Source organism: Thermonema rossianum DSM 10300 (assembly GCF_000426825.1).
Lineage (GTDB): Bacteria > Bacteroidota > Bacteroidia > Cytophagales > Thermonemataceae > Thermonema > Thermonema rossianum.
Window position 1 is genome coordinate 457260 of the sequence record NZ_AUGC01000001.1, and the last position, 19652, is coordinate 476911.

At 49.3% G+C, this 19652-nt stretch carries 15 protein-coding genes; 9 read left to right on the plus strand and 6 right to left on the minus strand.

What is annotated here, in order from left to right:
• Positions 1-20: 20 nt before the first annotated feature.
• Entirely contained in the window at positions 21-776 is a 756-nt protein-coding gene (locus K384_RS02200; protein ID WP_038028854.1) for an ABC transporter ATP-binding protein, read from the minus strand.
• A 44-nt stretch (positions 777-820) separates the two neighbouring features.
• On the opposite strand from K384_RS02200, the gene K384_RS02205 reads away from it, so the two are divergent.
• Both K384_RS02205 and K384_RS02210 read left to right on the plus strand, forming a co-directional pair.
• Positions 821-1567 carry a class I SAM-dependent methyltransferase gene (locus K384_RS02205; protein WP_038028856.1) on the plus strand — a complete coding sequence of 249 codons (747 nt, stop codon included), beginning with the start codon at positions 821-823 and terminating at the stop codon, positions 1565-1567.
• Positions 1568-1612: 45 nt separating this feature from the next.
• Positions 1613-3253 (plus strand): mechanosensitive ion channel family protein, encoded by a 1641-nt coding sequence (locus K384_RS02210; protein WP_071837411.1) that lies wholly within the window; start codon positions 1613-1615, stop codon positions 3251-3253.
• An 82-nt stretch (positions 3254-3335) separates the two neighbouring features.
• Here K384_RS02210 and mdh read toward each other — a convergent pair whose 3' ends face one another.
• The gene (gene mdh / locus K384_RS02215; RefSeq protein ID WP_038028859.1) at positions 3336-4277 is read right to left on the minus strand and encodes a malate dehydrogenase; all 942 of its coding nucleotides are present in this window, start codon (positions 4275-4277) and stop codon (positions 3336-3338) included.
• A gap of 318 nt (positions 4278-4595) precedes the next feature.
• Between mdh and K384_RS02220 the strand changes: the two genes are divergently transcribed.
• From K384_RS02220 to K384_RS02245, 6 genes are all read left to right on the plus strand, one after another.
• Positions 4596-5057 carry a MarR family winged helix-turn-helix transcriptional regulator gene (locus K384_RS02220; protein WP_038028861.1) on the plus strand — a complete coding sequence of 154 codons (462 nt, stop codon included), beginning with the start codon at positions 4596-4598 and terminating at the stop codon, positions 5055-5057.
• A gap of 41 nt (positions 5058-5098) precedes the next feature.
• On the plus strand, positions 5099-7546 hold the full coding sequence (locus K384_RS02225) for a 3-hydroxyacyl-CoA dehydrogenase/enoyl-CoA hydratase family protein (RefSeq protein WP_051633028.1): 2448 nt from the start codon (positions 5099-5101) through the stop codon (positions 7544-7546).
• Between the two features lie 101 nt (positions 7547-7647).
• On the plus strand, positions 7648-8823 hold the full coding sequence (locus tag K384_RS02230; protein ID WP_211245209.1) for an acetyl-CoA C-acyltransferase: 1176 nt from the start codon (positions 7648-7650) through the stop codon (positions 8821-8823).
• A gap of 157 nt (positions 8824-8980) precedes the next feature.
• Positions 8981-10303, plus strand: a complete 1323-nt coding sequence (locus K384_RS02235; RefSeq protein ID WP_038028863.1) for a TM1812 family CRISPR-associated protein — start codon at positions 8981-8983, stop codon at positions 10301-10303.
• Between the two features lie 56 nt (positions 10304-10359).
• The gene (locus tag K384_RS02240) at positions 10360-10587 is read left to right on the plus strand and encodes a hypothetical protein (RefSeq protein ID WP_038028865.1); all 228 of its coding nucleotides are present in this window, start codon (positions 10360-10362) and stop codon (positions 10585-10587) included.
• Between the two features lie 81 nt (positions 10588-10668).
• A complete protein-coding gene (locus tag K384_RS02245; protein WP_038028867.1) occupies positions 10669-11046 on the plus strand; it encodes a hypothetical protein in 378 nt (125 codons plus the stop codon).
• 450 nt (positions 11047-11496) lie between these two features.
• Here K384_RS02245 and K384_RS02250 read toward each other — a convergent pair whose 3' ends face one another.
• The 4 genes from K384_RS02250 to K384_RS02265 are packed head-to-tail and all read right to left on the minus strand — an operon-like array spanning position 11497 to position 17560.
• On the minus strand, positions 11497-13662 hold the full coding sequence (locus K384_RS02250) for a hypothetical protein (protein WP_038028869.1): 2166 nt from the start codon (positions 13660-13662) through the stop codon (positions 11497-11499).
• Positions 13663-13674: 12 nt separating this feature from the next.
• Complete coding sequence (locus tag K384_RS02255; RefSeq protein ID WP_038028870.1) at positions 13675-14286, minus strand: 3'-5' exonuclease; 612 nt, start codon at positions 14284-14286, stop codon at positions 13675-13677.
• Positions 14287-14323: 37 nt separating this feature from the next.
• A complete protein-coding gene (locus K384_RS02260) occupies positions 14324-15220 on the minus strand; it encodes an AAA family ATPase (RefSeq protein ID WP_038028871.1) in 897 nt (298 codons plus the stop codon).
• A gap of 12 nt (positions 15221-15232) precedes the next feature.
• Positions 15233-17560, minus strand: coding sequence for an Hsp70 family protein (locus K384_RS02265; RefSeq protein ID WP_038028872.1), 2328 nt, complete (start codon positions 17558-17560; stop codon positions 15233-15235).
• Between the two features lie 179 nt (positions 17561-17739).
• Here K384_RS02265 and K384_RS02270 point away from each other — a divergent pair, with 179 nt between their 5' ends.
• Entirely contained in the window at positions 17740-19623 is a 1884-nt protein-coding gene (locus K384_RS02270; protein WP_038028873.1) for a hypothetical protein, read from the plus strand.
• The last annotated feature ends 29 nt before the right edge of the window (positions 19624-19652 follow it).

The window sequence follows — 19652 nt, forward strand, 5'->3', positions numbered from 1 at the left end:
TTTTGACTTGATACAGCCCGCTAATGTAAATGCTTTTTCATTGAGCGCAAAATTTTGTTGGCAAAGACAAACTCCTGCAGTTCGGGTACTTCCGCATCGATAATGGTTTCTTTGTTGCCTTCCCACAACTTGTGCCCCCGGTACAGAAACATAATGTAATCGCCAATTTCAAGCACGGAGTTCATGTCGTGCGTTACCACAATGGTAGTGGTGTCATACTCTTCGGTCAGCTCTTTAATCAGGGCATCTATTTTGATGGAGGTGAGGGGGTCAAGCCCCGAGTTGGGCTCGTCGCAAAACAGATATTTGGAATTCATGACGATGGCGCGGGCAATGCCCACGCGTTTTTTCATGCCCCCGCTTATTTCCGAAGGCATCTTATGGGCGGCATCTTCAAGCCCTACACGCCGCAGGCACTCAAACACGCGGTCGCGCTTTTCGCTCAAAGGCATGTTGGTGAGCATATTCAGCGGAAACATGACGTTTTGCTCTACGGTCATGGAGTCAAACAAGGCGCCCCCTTGAAAAAGCATACCTATTTCCCGCCGGATGGCAAGCTTCTCTTCTTTGGAGGCTTCCCAAAAGTTTTTTCCGTTGAAAAGCACTTCGCCTTCATCGGGCTGAATCAGCCCCACAATGCACTTGAGCAGCACACTTTTGCCGGTGCCGCTGGCGCCAATGATGAGGTTGCAGCGCCCTTTCTCGAAGCGCCCGCTGATGCCTTTGAGCACTTCTTTTGAGCCAAAGCTCTTTTTTATATTCCGGATTTCTATCATTAGATTGCGCTTTGTGTTGAAAAAATACGAAATAATCCAAGCTTATGGAAAAGCTTACCGGAAAGGATTTCTGGCGTGACTACTGGTTGCAGCATCCGGTGCTCTATAAAGCCATAGAACAAAACTACATTTTTGGCGACGTGTTTCAAAAAATATACCGTTCAGCGCCGTTTCGTTCTGCTTTGGAGTTGGGCGGGTTCCCCGGTTTCTATGCGCTCTATTTAAAAAAACACATGCAGGTGGCAGAGGTGGCTTTGCTCGACTACTTCATAGATCGCCCGTTGATGCAAGACCTGTGGCAGCGCAATGGTTTATCGCTCGATGATGTAGAGATTATCCACGCCGATTTGTTTGAACATACACCTGCCCGCCTTTATGAGTTGGTGTTTTCGGTGGGCTTGGTGGAGCATTTTTCCGATACGGCCCATATCTTGCAGCAGCATGTCAAGTTTCTTGCACCCGGGGGGCATTTGATGGTAGCCGTCCCCAATTTTCGAGGGCTCAACGGGTGGGTACAAAAGACATTTGACCGTGAAAATTACGATAAGCACTATATCCCTTGCATGTCGAAAGCGCATTTGCGTGCCGCTGCCGAAGCCGTGGGCTTAAGTGTATTGCATTGTGACTACTATAAGGTGTTTAGCGTGTGGCTCGAAAAACAACCCCCCAAACCATGGTATGTGCGTGCCATGGTCAAAGGGCTTTGGCTGGGCGGAAAGGTACTTGCCAAGCTCATCCCCATAAAAACCCGGTGGTTTTCACCTTATATTGTACTAATTGCCCGCAAATAATTTGGGATAAACAAAGGTGCCTTCTTAATTTTGTACAAAAAAGCAATGAAAAAACCATTTCGCCTTCTTGTCCTTCTTGCGGTCATTATCCTTAGCGGATATAAGGGCGCACAGGCACAGGAAGACAGTCTCCGCCTTTTTAGCCCGTTTGAAACCATACGCACCCATCTCGAGTATCTGCAGCCCGATAATTACGACCCGGACAAAGCGGCGCAGACGCTCGATGCCGCCGGCTTGTCGCCCGAGCAAAAACGCCGCTTGGCAATTCAGCTTATTCAGATTTATGACGGCCGCGGTTTGTATGTCGATTTAGAGGCTATTCCCAATGATCCGAACTACGCCGATTCGCTGACAGGGGAGCACCGCTATGTGCCCTTTCCCGAAGAGCTGCCCGACGTGTATGTGATAAAGAAGGGCAAGAAGTGGTTGTATTCTGCCAAGACCGTAAAGAAAATACCCCAACTGCATCGCGAAACCTATCCTTTTGGCATAGACCGCTTGCTTGTGTTGATGCCCCGGCAGGCAGGCAGCCGCTTTTTAGGATTGAGCTACTGGCAGTGGTTGGGACTGGCTTTATTGCTTGTTTTGGCTTTTGTCCTGCACAAAATCTTTGTTTTCATCATACGAAAAGTGCTTTTGCGCCTGATTATCCGCTGGCGCAAAAAAACACTTGCACAACAGTTGTTGCTGCCTACGGCACGTCCGGCAAGCCTTTTTTTGGTCTTTCATTTGTTGAAACTGCTTATCCCGGTTCTGCAGCTGCCCATTGGATTGAGCAAGTTTTTAATCCTGGGCGTGCGCATATCCATTGCCGTCTTTGTTGGCTTTATACTCATCCGGGCGGTCGATTTTCTGAGCATCTACATGCGCCGTTTTGCAGACAAAACCGAATCGAAGCTGGATGATCAACTGGTGCCTTTGGTAGAGCGCACTTTGAAAGTGCTGGTGTGGGTGGCCATTGGGGTGGCTATCATGAATGTGCTGCGCTTCAATATAGCGGCGGTGCTCACCGGGCTTTCCATCAGTGGTTTGGCTGTGGCATTGGCTGCCCAAGACACCATCAAAAACCTGTTTGGCTCATTTACCATCTTTGTGGATAAACCCTTCCAAATTGGCGATTGGATTGTAGCCGACAAAATAGACGGCACGGTGGAAGAGGTAGGCTTCCGTTCTACCCGTATTCGCACTTTTTACAACTCGTTGATTACCGTGCCCAATGGTAAACTGGCAGACATGGTTATTGATAACATGGGGGCACGTATTTACCGCCGTTTTGTGATTCGTTTGAGTGTTACTTATGACACACCGCCCGAGCTGCTGGAAGCCTATGTGCAAGGCCTGCGCGACCTGGTAACGGCCCATCCCGATACGCGCAAAGATTATTTTCATGTGTATGTCAATGACCTGAGCAGCAGCGCCATTGAAATCCTTTTCTATGTATTCTTTAAAGTGCCCGATTGGGGCAATGAGCTGCGGGCACGTCACGAGTTGATTTTGGACATGCTGCGCCTGGCAGCGAAATTGGGCGTACGCTTTGCCTTCCCCACGCAAACCATTCATATCGAAGAAGCCCCGGGGCAAGGCAGCTTGGCGCCACAATACGAAACCGACCCCAACGAGTTGCATAAACGTCTGCAAGCCTTTTTTGCAGAGCGATACAATGGGGCAGGAAATAAAAAAGGATAAAAAGCATAAAGTAAAGAGTAGTTACACAAAAAGGGGGTACCGTGCACGGTACCCCTTCTTTCAATCAAGGCGTGCTTAAGCATTACTGCTTGACACCGGCAATGCGGTCATACACAGCCATTACTTCTGATACTTTCTGGCGCGAAATGTCGAGCAGTTTTTTCTCTTCTTCGTTGAGGCTTACTTCGATGATTTTTTCTACGCCGTTTTTACCCAGCATCACAGGTACACCCAAATAGCAGTTGTCGATGCCATACTCGCCTTCCAGCTTCACGCAGCAGGGGAAAATACGGCGTTGGTCGCGGGCAATGGCTTCTACCATCTGAGCAGCCGCAGCACCCGGGGCATACCATGCCGAAGTGCCCATGAGTTTCACCAATTCGCCACCGCCATGGATGGTGCGTTGCACGATGGCGTCGATGGTCTCTTTGTCGAGCAATTCGGTAACGGGAATACCGGCTACGGTAGTGTAGCGAGGCAGGGGCACCATGGTATCGCCATGTCCACCCATCAGCAACGCTTGGATGTCTTTGGGCGAGCAGTTCAGGGCATCGGCCAGGAAAGCACGGTAGCGGGCGGTGTCAAGAATGCCGGCCATGCCAATTACACGTGTGCGGGGGAATTTAGAGGTTACATGAGCCGCATAGGTCATGACATCCAGCGGGTTCGATACCACAATGATGATGGCGTTGGGCGAATGCTTAATGACATTCTCGGTAACGCTGCTTACAATCTTGGCGTTCACCTCGATGAGGTCATCGCGGCTCATGCCCGGCTTGCGCGGCATGCCCGAAGTGATGACTACCACATCTGAATTGGCAGTACGGCTATAGTCATTGGTTACACCTATGGTGCGGGTGTCGTAGAGGGTAATAGGCGCTTTTTGCCAGATATCCAGGGCTTTGCCTTCGGCTACCCCTTCTTTAATGTCCAGAAGTACTACCTCGTTGGCGATTTCGCGGTAAGCCAATACGTCGGCGCAGGTAGCACCTACGTTTCCGGCACCTATAACTGTTACTTTCATAAGAACGTGAATTTTAATTGTAAGACATGAACCAAAGGTTGGTGTGGTAAATTTAGCAAAATCCTGTTATCTGCCCCTTGATGTCCTGTAAAAGATGCTTTTTTGTTGAGCCCTTTGACTCTTAAAGCCCCGCAGATGCCATGAAAGTATCATGGATGCAACACAAAGCACAATACTGTTTTTTAAGTACTTTCCATCGTTATTCAGAGGGTTATAAACAATAAAATTTGTGTAAGTTTGCCTATGTCCTATACTTATTCTGATATTTTTTGGGATAAAATTTAGTATGCAAGCATAATAATTTATTAAATTTGGGCTATGATTGATACAAAGGTGAAATTACCCCGGGAAGAAACCATCGACTACAACATCAAGACGGCATGGCATGCCATAGCACGCATGTATAATGCCGAGGCGGTGAAATACGGCATTACCACCTCTATAGGCTACATATTGCTGAACATAGACGAAGAGGAGGGAACGCCTGCCACCAAAATAGCGCCGCTGTTCGGTTTGGAAGCCCGTAGCATTACGCGCACACTCAAAAAAATGGAAGAGGACGGTTTGATTATGCGTAAGCAAGACGAAGTGGATCGCCGTTATGTGCGCATATGTTTGACACCCAAAGGGCGGGAGAAGAAAGAGGTAGCCCGCCGTGTGGTGCGTCAGTTCAATTTTGCGGTACGGGAACGCGTGCCTGCCGAAAAGCTGCAGGTTTTCTTTGAAGTGATTCGTACCGTTATGCAGGTCGTCGATGAATTTTCGATTCAATCATCATAAAAAAATTTCAACTTGTCTTTTCACAAAAACAAAATAAAACTATGGAAACAGCCTTAGAAAAAAGCAAACAAGCCACTTGGCTGCGCCCTTCTGAGCGCCGCCGCATTCGTAAGGTAGCCGTATTGGGCGCCGGAGTGATGGGCAGTGGCATCGCTTGCCATTTCGCGAATATAGGAGTAGAAGTATTGTTGCTGGATATTGTACCCCGTGAATTAACCGAAGCCGAGAAGGCAAAGGGCTTGACCCTGCAAGACAAAGTGGTGCGCAACCGCCAGGTAACCGAGCTCTTCCAAAAAGCGGTACAATCGAAACCTGCCCCCTTGTATGCAAAAAAATATGCCGAGCGCATCACCTTGGGCAATATGGAAGACGATATGGCAAAAATTGCCGATTGCGACTGGGTGATAGAAGTAGTGGTAGAGCGCTTGGACATTAAGAAAAAGGTGTTCGAGCAGGTAGAAAAATACCGCAAGCCCGGCACCTTGGTGACTTCAAACACTTCGGGTATTCCTATCCACCTGATGTTGGAAGGGCGCAGCGATGACTTTGCAGCGCACTTCTGCGGCACGCACTTCTTCAACCCGCCGCGCTATTTGCCCCTCTTGGAAATCATTCCTACCGACCGTACCAAGCCGGAAGTAGTGGAGTTCCTGATGGACTACGGTCGCCGCTTCTTGGGCAAAACCACCGTGTTGTGTAAAGATACGCCTGCCTTCATTGCCAACCGTGTGGGTGTGTTCGCCATTATGGATGCCCTGCATATTATTGAAGAAATGGGCTTGAAGGTAGAAGAAGTAGATAAGCTGACAGGTCCGGTGTTGGGACGCCCCAAGTCGGCTACTTTCCGTACGTTGGATGTTGTGGGCTTGGATACTATGATTTTGGTAGCCAGCAACTTGTATGAGGCTGTGCCGCACGACGAGCGCCGCGAGTCCTTCAAGCTGCCCAAAGTGCTGAAGGCTTTGCAAGAAAAAGGATGGCTGGGCGAAAAGAGCGGACAAGGCTTCTATAAGAAAGTAAAAACAGACAAAGGAAAAGAAATCTTAGCGCTCGACTTTGCTACCTTGGACTACCGTCCGCAAGAAAAAGTGAAGTTCGAAACCTTGGATGCCACCAAAGCTATCGACGACCTCGCCAAGCGCTTCAAAGTATTGGTGAATGGTAAAGACAAAGCCGGCGAGTTCTACCGCAAAACTTTCGCCAGCTTGTTTGCCTATGTGTCGCATCGTATTCCCGAAATTGCCGACGAGCTTTACAAAATAGACGATGCCGTTTGTGCCGGCTTCGGGTGGAAGATGGGTCCCTTTGCCACTTGGGATGCCATAGGAGTAGAGGAAGGCGTGAAGCTCATCGAAGCGCAAGGACTGACGGTAGCCCAGTGGGTAAAAGACATGCTGGCAGCAGGCTTCACCTCATTCTATAAAGTAGAAGGTGGTCGCAAGCTTTATTACGACGTCAACAGCAAGTCTTACCAGCCGATTCCGGGTACCGAGAACTTCATTATTCTCGAAAACTACAGCAGCAATATCATTTGGAACAACCCGGGCACCACGCTCTACGATATTGGCGATGGGGTGTATTGCCTGGAGATGCACACCAAGATGAATGCCATCGGTGCCGAAATCATTCAAGGGTTGAATTATGCCGTGGAGCGTGCCGAAAAAGAAGCCCGTGGCTTGGTGATTACTGCCCGTGGCGACAACTTCTCGGCAGGTGCCAACCTGGCTATGTTGTTCATGTATGCCGTGGAGCAAGACTGGGACGAAATCAATATGATGATTGCCCAGTTCCAAAATACCATGATGCGTCTGCGCTATTCGGCCATACCGGTAGTAAGCACCCCCTTTGGCTTGACTTTGGGCGGCGGCTGCGAGCTGAACTTGCATGCTGACCACGTGCAAGCACATGCCGAGACCTACATGGGCTTGGTAGAAGTGGGCGTCGGCTTGATTCCTGCCGGCGGAGGCACCAAAGAAATGGCGCTGCGCTTGTCTGATTCTCTGCAAGAAGGCGATGTGGAACTGAACCGCTTGCAAAATACCCTGATGAACATAGCCATGGCGAAGGTATCTACTTCGGCAGTAGAAGCTTACGACCTGGGCTATTTGCGCCCCTCGGATGCCATCACCACCAGCCGTGCGCATCTGATAGGCGATGCCAAAGCCAAGGTGATAGAGCTGGCAGACCGCGGTTATGTACAGCCTATCCGCCGCAAAGATATTAAGGTGCAAGGACGCACCGGCTTGGCTCTGATTAAAGCCGGCTTGCATGGCATGTGGCGTGGGCACTACATCTCTGACCACGACAAAAAAGTGGTAGATAAGCTGGGATATGTGCTTTGCGGTGGCGACCTGTCGAGCCCGCAGTTGGTATCGGAGCAGTACCTGCTCGACCTGGAGCGTGAAGCTTTCTTGTCGTTGTGTGGTGAGAAGAAGACACTGGAGCGTATTCAGGCAGTGTTGACTACCGGCAGACCCATACGCAACTAAACCGATACCCGTAGGGCGGCGGTGTGGAGCCGGTACCACATGGCCGCACCTTTTACAAAGACTTATTTTTAAAAGTTTTCAAAACCAAAAAGCAAACAATTATGAACGCATATATTGTAGCAGGCTATCGTACCGCTGTAGGTAAAGCCAAAAAAGGCGGGTTCCGCTTCATGCGCCCCGATGACCTGGCAGCCAAGGTCATCAAACACTTGGTAGGCTCGGTGCCTGCCCTCGACCCCAAGCGCATCGACGATGTGATTGTAGGGTGTGCTATCCCCGAAGCCGAACAAGGCATGCAAATGGGGCGTATGATTTCGCTCTTGTCCTTGCCTATTGATGTGCCCGGCTTCGTATTGAACCGCTACTGTGGTTCCGGCCTGGAAGCTATTGCACTGGCAGCCCAGCGCATCCATTCCGGACAAGCCGACTGCATCGTGGCCGGCGGGGCAGAGTCTATGTCTTTGGTGCCTATGATGGGCTGGAAAACTGCCTTGAACTATGAAGTGGCTTCGGCGCATGCCGACTACTATTTGAGCATGGGGCTAACCGCCGAGCAAGTAGCCAAAGACTACAACATTTCGCGCGAAGACCAAGACCGTTTCTCTTATGAATCGCACCAAAAAGCGATAAAAGCCATTGAAAACGGTTTATTCAAAGATGAAATCGTGCCCGTAGAGGTAGAAGAGACCTTTGTGGACGAGAACGGCAAAAAACAAAAACGCAGCTGGGTGGTAGATACCGACGAAGGACCGCGCAAAGACACCAATCTGGAAGCTTTGGCAAAGCTGCGCCCCGTGTTTGCTGCCGATGGATGTGTGACGGCCGGCAACTCTTCGCAAACATCTGATGGTGCTGCTTTTGTGCTGGTAATGTCTGAAAAGATGGTGAATGAGCTGGGCTTGAAACCCATTGCGCGCATGGTGTCGTATGCCGCCGCAGGCGTAGAGCCCCGCATCATGGGGATTGGTCCGGTGGCTGCCGTACCCAAAGCATTGGAAAAAGCAGGACTGAAGCTAAGCGATATTGAGCAAATAGAGCTGAACGAAGCCTTTGCCGCTCAGTCTTTGGCTGTTATCCGGGCATTGGACCTGAACCCCGACATTGTGAACGTCAATGGTGGTGCCATTGCTTTGGGACACCCCTTGGGTTGCACCGGCGCCAAATTGACCGTGCAGCTCTTGAACGAGATGCGTCGCCGCAAACAAAAATATGGTATGGTTACTGCCTGTGTGGGCGGTGGGCAAGGGGTTGCCGGCATTTATGAGTTGTTGAATTAGTGCCCGTGAACCTTTTGATATTTCCGGAAACGGCAGCCTTCACCGGCTGCCGTTTTTTTGCTTTAGCTGATTTTTTGCCGTTTGCAAGCTTGTAAGAACAGGGAGGCTTTATTATTTTCTTTCATCTTTGAGTACCAACTAAAAACAATTAAAAAAGATGAAGGCACCCGGAAAAATACAAACCCCTTTGTACTTCCTCTCTTTTTTGGGCACGAGCGATTATGTGCCCTGCCATTATGTGTTCAACAAGGGCAGTGAAGCGGAGTTCTGTTCTTCCTTGGTGAAATATACCCAAGAGGCAGTGTTGGAAGCCAAAGCAAATGAAGTCGATAAAATCGTGATTTTCTTGACCGGCATGGCGCGCAGCAGAAATTGGGAAGGAGAAGGCAAGCTGAAAGAACGCCTGCAAAATATGGGATATGACGAATCGAAGATAAAAGAAGTGGATGTGCCCGATGGCTTTAGCCGCGATCAGCTGCTGGGTATTTTTGAAGCCTTTATCCAAGCGGTGGAACCCGGAGCCCGCATCATCATGGATGTGACCCATGCCTTCCGTTCCTTGCCTTTGCTTTCCATTACTTCGCTCAACTACCTGAAATCTTTGCAAAACGTAGCAATAGAAGGCATTTACTATGGTGCCTTTGAAGCACTGGGGGCGCCAAACAATGTGAGGCAGATGAAAGAGGAAGAGCGAAAGGCAGAGATGATTGATTTGCTGGTGTTGAATGCCTTGCAAGAGTGGGCAACAGCGGTGCGTGTCTTGATGCAGTATGGCAATCCGGAGCTGTTGGTGGCGCTTACCGAAAACGAAATCAGGCCTGTATTGGCACGAACCAAAGGCAAAGACCCGGATGCTGCCGCTCTACGTGAGGTGAATAAATTCATAGAAAAAGCCTTTGCCACGGTGCGTTTCGTGCGTTTGCAGGAGGTTTATGCCATGAAAGGGGCAGACAAAGCCAAAAAAGCATTGGCTCAAGTCGTTAGCAATCAGGGCGTATTGCCCCCTTTGCGCCCCTTGCTCGAAGAGCTCAAAAAACTGATTGACGGTTTGCAGGAAAACAGCTTAAACAATGCGTGGGTCGTGTTGGATTGGTGCTTGCGGTATGAGTGGTATGCCATTGGAATCAACATCTTGTGCGAACACCTGCTGTCAGTCATATTGGCGGCGCATGAAAAAGACTATAAAGACAAAGAATTGCGAACCATCTTGTCGAGTGCATTCAGCATACAACACAATAATATTCCGGAAGGGAAGTGGAAGGTGAGCCGTCCGGAGCTGGTGAAAGAAATGCTTGAATGGGATGAACTACAAAACGAGGACTTGGTCCGGTTCTTTGTTGAAAAATTAGCGACGCTGCGCAATGACGTACAACACGCCGGCATGCGCGAAAATCCTGCAAAAGATAGCAAAATACGCGACAACTTTAAGGCTCTGTTAGAGGGTGCCAAGCAGTTTTTGCTCGTGGATGTACAAAGCTAAAAGTAAATTATTGATAAAAAGCAGATATAAATAACAAAAACAAAACTGCATATATTATGAATAGAGACGGAAGAAGGAGGCTGAAAAAAGTAGTGGATTTGCTTTCCCATTGTGAAAGCATTATTCAAGAATTGTATGATGAAGAAGAAGAGAAACTGATGAATTTACCGGAAGGGTTGGAAAACTCACGGTTGGCAGACAGCTTACAAAAGAGTATGGACGAATTGGATGAGCTCCTGCCTGAGTTCGACAACTTAAAAGATTTGGTCAAGCGACTTTGCTAAACGGGTGTATCGAGGGCAGAGGCAAGTAGCATGCCCTGCCCTTGTTTTTTTAGTTCTTAATAAGAAAACAAACGTCTGTTTATGAATGAGCAAGCGTCTAAAAAGTATTTAATTAACCTGAGCAACCATCCTTTTGCAGGTTGGGGCGAAGCGCAAAAACAAGCCGCCATCAAGGAATTTGGCGAAGTGGAAGATATGCCTTTCCCGGAAATTCCGCCGCACTGGAGTATAGAGGAAGTGAGCCGCTTGGCGGAAGAAACAGCACGGCAGCTTGTACAGCGGCAGCCATCGGCAGTCCACCTTGCCGGTGAATTTACCTTTTGCTACCAGCTGGCGAAACGCCTCGAGGCCGCCGGCATACGTTGTGTGGTGGCTACCAGCCGCCGTATGGTGCAGCAGCTGGCTGACAATCGCAAAGAAATCCGTTTCGAGTTTGTGCGTTTCCGGGATTACTACTGAGACTTCGTTTGTATCCGGAAGCCGGCAGAAGGCGACCTTCTTACACTGGCGGACACAGCTTGCTATTCGAGCGCAGCATGGATGTAGCCTGTCATCTCGTACCTCACGCGACTTGGCATTTCGAACGAGCGCAGCGAAGCATGTCATTTCGAACCGAACGCAGTGAGGTGAGAAATCTCGAGCTCATTAAACCAAATTTATTTTTTTGTTGTGTCGAACGAAGTGAGACGCCTCGTCAAGCCAAGCTTTTCTTTCCAAAAAGAGATTTCTCGCTTGCGCTCGAAATGACAAAGAGGGAATCGAGGTGACAAAGGAAAGGGCGAGATGAAAAAAGGTGGTTGAAAGTGAACGGGGCAAGAAAAACAGCAGAAAAAGACTCAGCTCTATAAGCTTACGGTGTCTTACAGAGCTGAGCAGAGTGCCGGCAAGCCAAACGCTTTTGCAAGGCGCTTACAGGTTATAGAACATATACCGCATTTGTTCGTCGTAAACAATTAAATCCGATTGTGCACGTAGCAGACCGTCAGCCAGTTTAAAAGGAATAGGCTGCTGGTGTCCCATGTAGATAAGAGCACTTTCATACCACCGGTATTTTTTCAGCAATGGGCGAAGCAAACGAATCAGCTCGTAGTTCTCTTCCGACAGATTGAGATGATAAAGCAGTACTTCCTTTCCATGGAGCTTTTGAAGTTGCCGGCGCAAAATCATCTCTTTTTGCAGTTTCTTTTCGTCTTCATCTGCAAAAGGCGCGGGTGTGCTCGGCAGAGAAGTAAGCGGTGCCTGTTTACCGGTGCTGCCTTTCTTTTTTTGTTTCGGAGTACTTTGGGAAGTATCCGGTGAGGGAGTATCAAAAAGGCTTGCTTGCTGTTGCCATGGACTTGCCGTGGTCAAATTGATGCAAATCACTTTTTCAGGCTTGACATCTTCTATCCAATGTGCCAGCCATAGCTGCCCAATGTGACTCAGCAGGTAGTTGTCAATGGCAATGAACAATACTTTGGCTTGGGGCAGCAGGCTGCTCAGTGCTTGCAGGCGTTTGGGATGAAACAGCTCTAAGTTTTGCAGTTGTTCTATGCCTGCCTTTGTGCTGTAGATGCCCGCAGTTTGAGGGTGAGAGAGCTGCACGTCGCCATAAAGGCTGGCATCGTTTGTTTCCTCTTTTGTAAAATGCAGCAAGTTTACGGTTCTTTCGGGGATAGGCCACTTCTTGGGAGGGAGAGTGTAAAACAGCAGGCTGTTTTCCTGCAGGCTTTTCCATGCCACAGCTATATAGCAATGCCGGAAAAACCAGCTTAAAGCATTGTTTCGTATCAGTAGCACCTGCTTTTGCTTACGCAAACTTTGATTGAGCGCAGCAAGCACCTGTTGCCGTTCTTCTGCCGTTAAGTTTTCCCATGCTTTGTCTTTATTGAGGGTATGCCATAGCTCGTTGAGCCAGGTGGCCCCCCGTTTTTTTAGTAAAGGGTTTAGCCCTTCATAATAAGCCAGCAAGTGAGTGGCAAGGTTTTCTTCCTGTTGTGCCTGGAGCAGCTCTTTGATGGCAGTTGAAAGAAGTGCCTTCTGCTTTCTTTTATCTTGTGTGGTAAGCTGTGCCAGCAACAAAGCTTGATATTCCAGATAGGCAAACACGTGCCGCCCACTCGAAGCGATGAAGTAGTTATCGGCTTGGCGCACAAAAAAGCCTTTGAACAACAGGGCGTATAAGTAAATTTGTTCCAGTTCGTTGTAGGGCAGGCGCCTGTAAGCTTGGCGGAGCTCTTGTTCAAAAATACGGCGTTCGTCTTGGGGCGAGGCAGCATCATAGATACGTAAAAACAGCAAATAGCCCAGAATGATTTTGTACAAGGGCGTAAAAAGCGGTGGAATGTCGTCTTTCTCTATACGATAGGGCGTGCTTTTGAATTGCAAATACCACTGACGATGCGCTTCATCCATCTTGCCTTCTTCATTGAAGAGCTGGTCACGCAGAAACTGCGCAAACCAATACCAGCGCTGTACATGCACTGAGCTGGCTTCAAGCGAGTTGCCGCTAAAAGTAGCAGGTGGGTGAGGGGCTTGTGCCAAAAGGGTAGCCAGTGAGTTGAGCAAAGGCATTTGGGTCAAATGTTCGGCATCCAAGCGCCGGAAAAGTTCTTGGAGGTATTGCTCTGAGTCTTGCTTTTTCAGTTCAGCGTGTTTGTAATGCCACACAAAAGCATAAAGCAAGGCACGTCTGAAACGCCGGAACTGCTGCAAGGGGCGGCTGCTTTCTTCCTGAAAAGAAACAGGGGGCATTTCTTCCGGAGCCCCTTTTTTGGAGGCTTTGCCTTTCGAAGCGTCAATCATGCCGGCCGGAATGCCAAAAATATGCTGCAAAGTGTCGGCTATGGCTTCGCCTTTTACCGTAAATGAGAGCACGCTGCTGAGTGGTATTAAGAAAATACTGTTGTCCATTTGGTAAACAAACTTACTTTGCAGCTTTATTTTATGAATGGCTTCGGGAGGAGTGTTTTGAAGACGCTCGTCGGATACGATCCAGAGCTTGTTGTTCAAAAAGTTGTAAAGCTCTTGGGTACTTAGGGTAATGCTTGTATTTACCTTTGTTTTTTTGGCTGTTGTTTTCTTGCTTGTTGTCATGGTCATTGTTGTTTAGAAGTCGAACTCATCGGGCGAAGCTTCGGTGCTGAGTGTATAACCTTCTATATCGCGCAATTCGGGGATGCAATCAGGTTCCCGTATGAGATACAGGTTTTCGTTGGCACGGGTCAAGGCTACAAATACGTTTTGCATGAGGCGTTGTTCCGCGCGCATGCGCTGCACAGACGTAAGGCTTTGATTGAAACCAAACACAATGAGTGTTTCGAACTCTAAGCCTTTGAGTGAGTGGGTGGTAATGAGCAATGCTCTTCTTTCATCTTCGAAATTATAGGTGCGCAGCGATGTGTTTTTGGTGGAGAAGAAGGTGCGCGTAGGACCTAAATAATAGTGTAGCCCTTCCAACAGCCGGCGTTCAGGGGCAGCAATGGCAATACGCTGGCGTTTCTGCAAGTTGATGTTCAGTATGTCGCGGATACGCTCGAATGTTTCGCTTTGGCTTCCGGTATCGATGATAAATGGCTTTTGGTCAGAGCTGCGATCGACCATGCTCTCCAGGTCATAGCCACTTACCGAAAAGCGCATGGCTGTTTGGGCAATACTGCGCCCGAAGCGATAGACTTTATTCAGGCGAAAATAGCGGAAATCTTTGGGTGGTGTTGGCATAACGACATGTTCGTTTACGGTTCATTCAAATGACAGGCTATGCATCCGGCATTACTTCCCAGTACATACGCATGAGGTTGTTCATCTTGATGCGCAGGCGGGTGCCCACGGCAAAAGCCGGGTCGCAGTCGATGGCATAATTGCCACTCACAGCCAAGCCCGCTTCTTTTACCACAAAATCGTTGGCTAAATCGCCGTTCAACAACAGCGATATGGTATGGGGGTTGTTGAGCTTTAACCTTTGCCAAACGCCCGAAGACGTAGCATGTGCTTGTGAGGGCGCCATGCGGAACCTTGTATGTCCGCCAGATTCGCCGGTGTATGCCTGTTGCTTTTCTTCTGCGCCCGGCACAAACTCACTGTCGGCAGCATTGTTGAGCGTTTCGGGCGCGCGGCTGCCTACAAACGTTTCCCGGCTAATGTCGCCGTCATAAATGCGTTGGTCGAAATCGCCCAATACGATGAAATACTTGCCACATCGTGACAGAATTTCCCATTCACGCTGGCGAAAGTCCTGAATTTCATCCAACACAATGATGTCGGCAATATAAGGGACGCGGTCGAGGTGTATGCTACGCAAAAGACTGTTGTAAACGGCTTCGTAGTCTTCGTGGTAGCCACGGCTGTAGTGTATACCCTGACTGCGGGCTATGCTCCAGATAAACTTGTCTTTGGTATGGATAATAACATTGTTTTTAAGCCCCATGGCTTCGAACGATTTGAGCAGAAAGCCATAGAGCGAATGGTTGTACATGATGACAGCCGGGCGTAAAGAAGATTTTTTTACCAGCACGTTGACACGGTGCAGCGCTACCAGCGTTTTGCCACTGCCCGGTGGTCCCTCGATGTATATGTTTTGCTCGTAGGGGGTGCAGGTAACGATGCTTTTTTGCGTAGCATTTAAACTATCGAACGGAATCAGCCAATCTATCATGTCTTTTGGAAATTAGGTTGAGTGCTTTCTTGGCAACGAAGGTGCATGCAGCAGGTTGTTCTCTTCAATATTTTTTGCGCCCTGTTCACCGGATTCGGTGGACAGATTCAGATTTTCACCTACAATTTTTGCAATTTTTTGCATTTTCGAAAGGTCGGCACCTCCTCCCACTTTTATTTTACCACTCTTTACTTCTTCTACAAGTTGTTGCATGAGCGGGCGGGCTGCTTCGTTGCCTTTGAGCCGGTGCAACAGCAAAGCCCGCCGCATACGCAACGAAGGTCCTTGGCGCAGTGTTTCGGGTAAGTTTTCCAGATAATGCAGAGCTGCTTCGGCACCTTGCCGGCGCTCTATCACCAGCGAATGGTTGTGGTGCAGGTATTCGGCATTGGGAGCATAGCGGATGGCTTCTTTGAGAAAGTGTTCGGCTTTATCGAAGTAGTTTCTGTGCCAATAGGCAATGTAAAGATAATTGAGCACACTGGGGTCGGTGCCGTCGAATAGTTCACAATAATGTTCGGCCACTTCTGCCAAGCGTTGGTAGTTGCCGGTATCGAAGTATTGGCGCATGAGCTCTTTGAGAATGCGCCTTTGCTCGGCTGTTTTGCCTTGCTTGATGGCTTGCTGCAGGTCTTCGAGCAAGGGCGCGTCGGCACTGCCTTGATGCCGTTGCCCTTCCACGCTGATTTTTTTGCGAAAGTTGCCGTCGATGTAAAGGCTGACTTCTATGATTTTTTCTTCATTGACGACCGTATGCAGTTCAATGTGTGACTGGAGTGAGGGGGGGCTGTCGAACCGCAGATGTATGTTGCCAATGGGGTGTGAGGCATCGTGCAGGCACAGGGGGATGTCTATGGTCGATTGCAGATTGGACTGCAGGCGAAAGCCCCCCACGCGTGCTTCTAAAGGCAGCGGGGTGCCTTGCGCAGCAATAGGGTAAAAGCCTTCGCGGGTGAGCACACCGATTGTGTCGGAAAGCACCGGGCGTATGAGCTCACGCCCTATGGCATGACGGAAGAAAGAAAGCACCGCAGCCCCTTTGGCTACCAGCAGGTCGGGCGTGGGTGGCAGTATCACTTGACTTTTGGGAAACAGGCGCCGCACGCCTTCCACGAAATAGGGGTTTTGCACGCTGCCACCGGCAAGCAACACATGCGTAATTTGGGCTTTGGTCATGGATGCCTTGTCTAAAATGTCATTTACCATGAGGGGCACGGTGTGCAATTCTTTTTCAATGGTGGAAAAATGGTAAGGCTCATGTGTAAACAGCAGTTCGGTGGCTTCGCGCAGCTGACGCGCCGAAAGCGTCAGGCTCAAAGTAACTGCTTCGCCGGTGTTTAGTTCAATATCTTGCAGTTGTTCCTGTTGTTCGTCGAGGCAGGGCAGCACCGAAGCCCGGTCGTCAGCCGGTGCCGTGGCGGTCAGGCGTTGCGAAAGACGTATTTTAAGCTTTTCCATCAGTGCGCAGAGGCGCTCAACGAGCAGGTGCGCACCGGTAGGCGAAGCGGGCACCGGCATTTGATCGAGCACGTATTTTTCCACCAGCAGGCGGTCGAGGTCCTGCCCCCCTACATCTTGATAGCGCGAAATGGCTACGTTGCGTATGAGTAAGCCATCGTGGGGGCTGTGGCGTACTTCCAATACCGAGAGGTCGCAGGTGCCGCCCCCAAAGTCAATGATAAGCCAGCGACTTTCTTGGGCGATGAGTTCTTGGCGCAGGGCAGGTTCCATTTCGTTCAAATAACCCACCAAAGCGGCATTGGGCTCATCGGCAAGCAGGCGTTTGCCTTCGGTTATGATTTGGGCATATTGCGCTGCGGCAAGCACGTCGTTGCGTTGGGCATGCTGAAACGAAGCCGGCACGGTTATGACCACCTGCGTCCATGGTACATCGCTCTGCATGATTTGTTTCCGGCAGTAATTCAATATTTTACCGGCAATCTTGGCCGGGTGGTTGTAGTCCGGGTGGGCAGCCCGCTGATAGTAAAAAACGGACGCGCTGATGCCCAAGTCCAGCTTGAAATGATAAAATAAGTTGCGATAACGCTCAAAACCGGGGCTGCCTTTGAGCTGATACACCTTCCGCCCTACATAGGGGCGCAGCTGTTCGTCGAGTGCCAAAGCAGAAGTGAGGTAGATGTCTTCGACAGGGGCATCGAGTGGCAGGGGCGAATATTGACGAAAGCGGACAAAGTCAATATGAAACTTAGCTGCATCGTGCATGGCTTGCTTGCCATCGATGCGGGCAACCAGTGTATGGGTGGTGCCTAAATCAATGCCATAATAATGAGGGTGCTGTTTGTCGAGCCGGGTGCCTGCCGGTAAAAGCCAGTGTGCCATAGCGCTGCGCTTAAATGTTGCGGTGGAAGGTAAGTAAATATGTACTTGAAGCTAAAAAAGCTACAAGGAAAAAGCAAGCAAGTGCCCCGAAAAACAAGCTTGTCGTTTCCTTGTAGTGGAACCCTTGTTTTTTTAAATTGAAAGAACTTCAAGAGAAGCACCACCAAAAAAACGTTTTCATGACACGCTCATATACCACACCACAAGATGATTTGATACAAGAGCTGCAAAATCGTTTGGCGGGGAGTGCCAAAGTGAAAAGCAGTAGAAAAACATTATGGCTTATGCCAAGCAATGAAAAGCTACCGGGGCAGTATGGCGAGTATGTGGAGCTTGCGCCCAATCTGCATAGCGAATACTACCTTTTTAACCGCCTGCGTGAAATCGGTATTGAAGCAAAAGTTTCTCTCCGGACAAGAGGCTTTGCCTTGGAGGATGTGCGTTGCTTGCCTTATACTTACAAGGAGGTCGAAAATTATTATGGAGATGGGTATGAAAAAGTGCCGGATTATCCTAAAAGCAAGCTGCAGTTACACCCGCATGTGCAAAACTTATTAAGCCTTCTGGAGCGATTGGAGCAGCAAAAAGTGCCGGTAAAAGTAAAAAGACAGAGCCTGTATTCTTACGAAATTGAGCTAAAACGGGGTTTTGAACCCACTACTTACGATGTGGTCAAAGACATGGCATGGCGCTACCTGAATCCGGGCAAAAAAATCCGGCGCTTGTATGCCTTCCTGAAACACCTGCAAGCAACCGGCATACCGGGAACGCTTAGGTTGTTAAGGAGCATCAGAATTGTAGTAAAATTGACGGTACAGGAAACACAGGAGCTGCCTCAGAGTCCGGCGGCTTTAATCCCGGGTGAAAAGATAAGCAATATCTTTGAGGCATTGCAGCGGATGGAGCAAATGCAGATTCCATTGAATATCGATGTTGTAGATTCGAGAACTTACCGGTTCAATATGCCGGATTTGCCTGTGCAACAAGTTACAAAGAATGTCTTGCTGGAGCGGCACATACTTGTGGAGCTGGAGCTGTACGAACGTCTGAAAAAGGTAGGGATAGAGGCAAGTGTAACAAAACGCTCCGGGCAAGAGCTGGAACTGACGCGGGTGTCTTTGAAAGACAAAGATACGCTGCATTGGCAGATGGACGACTCTGCTTGGTTCCAAAGAAGGCAAACACTTGTTGTTTTGGCAAAGCGCCTGGATGCAGCGGGCGCCAAAGGGCTGCTCGTGTATCGGCGCGAATATATGGGTTCGTATTACCAACTCAGAGAAATAGACTATGACCATATGCAGGTCAAGCCCTTTACTTTCCACTACGTGAAGACTGAATCCTATATTTCAAGCAGAATCATCACGTACTACATGATGCAACAATTGCTTGAAAAGGTACATGTGAGTGCCCATATAAGGCGTGTTTCAGATAGGAGGTTCAACCTAACCAATGTGAAAATATTGGAAGACAGGCAAGAGCCCGTAAACGTAAAGCTGCCCGACTCTGCAAAGCGTATTAGGGATTTTCTTTTCCGCATGGAAGCAGCCCGCTTGCATTGCACGCTCCGGAAGTATAGTTCCATGTGGCAGATAAACGACCTTTCTGTCCCTCCGGAAGCAGAAGAGTGGCTGCCTCAAGGCTTGGAGGAAGAAGCCCGCCAATTGTTGTTTCTGGCAGAGCGCCTGGAAAATGCCGCTTGTTCAGCCCGGCTGTCGTTGAAAATGAAGCAAGGCAAAAGAGTAATTTTAATAAGTGAAATAGAACTGCTGCCGCCGGGGCAGGCAAAAGGGCAGGTGAAGCTCGAAGGTAATTTTCAACTGCTCAAAGACTTTTTAGCCTTCATGAAGGCGCAGCACATTCAAGCCCGTTTGTGGGTACGTGATTATGGCATGCTGTTGAGCGAGCTTATCATAGAAGGGTTGGACACGAGCACTCTTGATGACCATCTGGTGGCACAGGCACTCGTAAAACGCCTGAAGGCTGCCGGCTGGCGTGGCAAGCTGGGCATACAAGGAAAAGGGGTGTTTGTACTTCAAAACTTGCAGCGCTTACAGGAAGAATAACATCGCGCCGGGCTACTGCCATAGGGGCG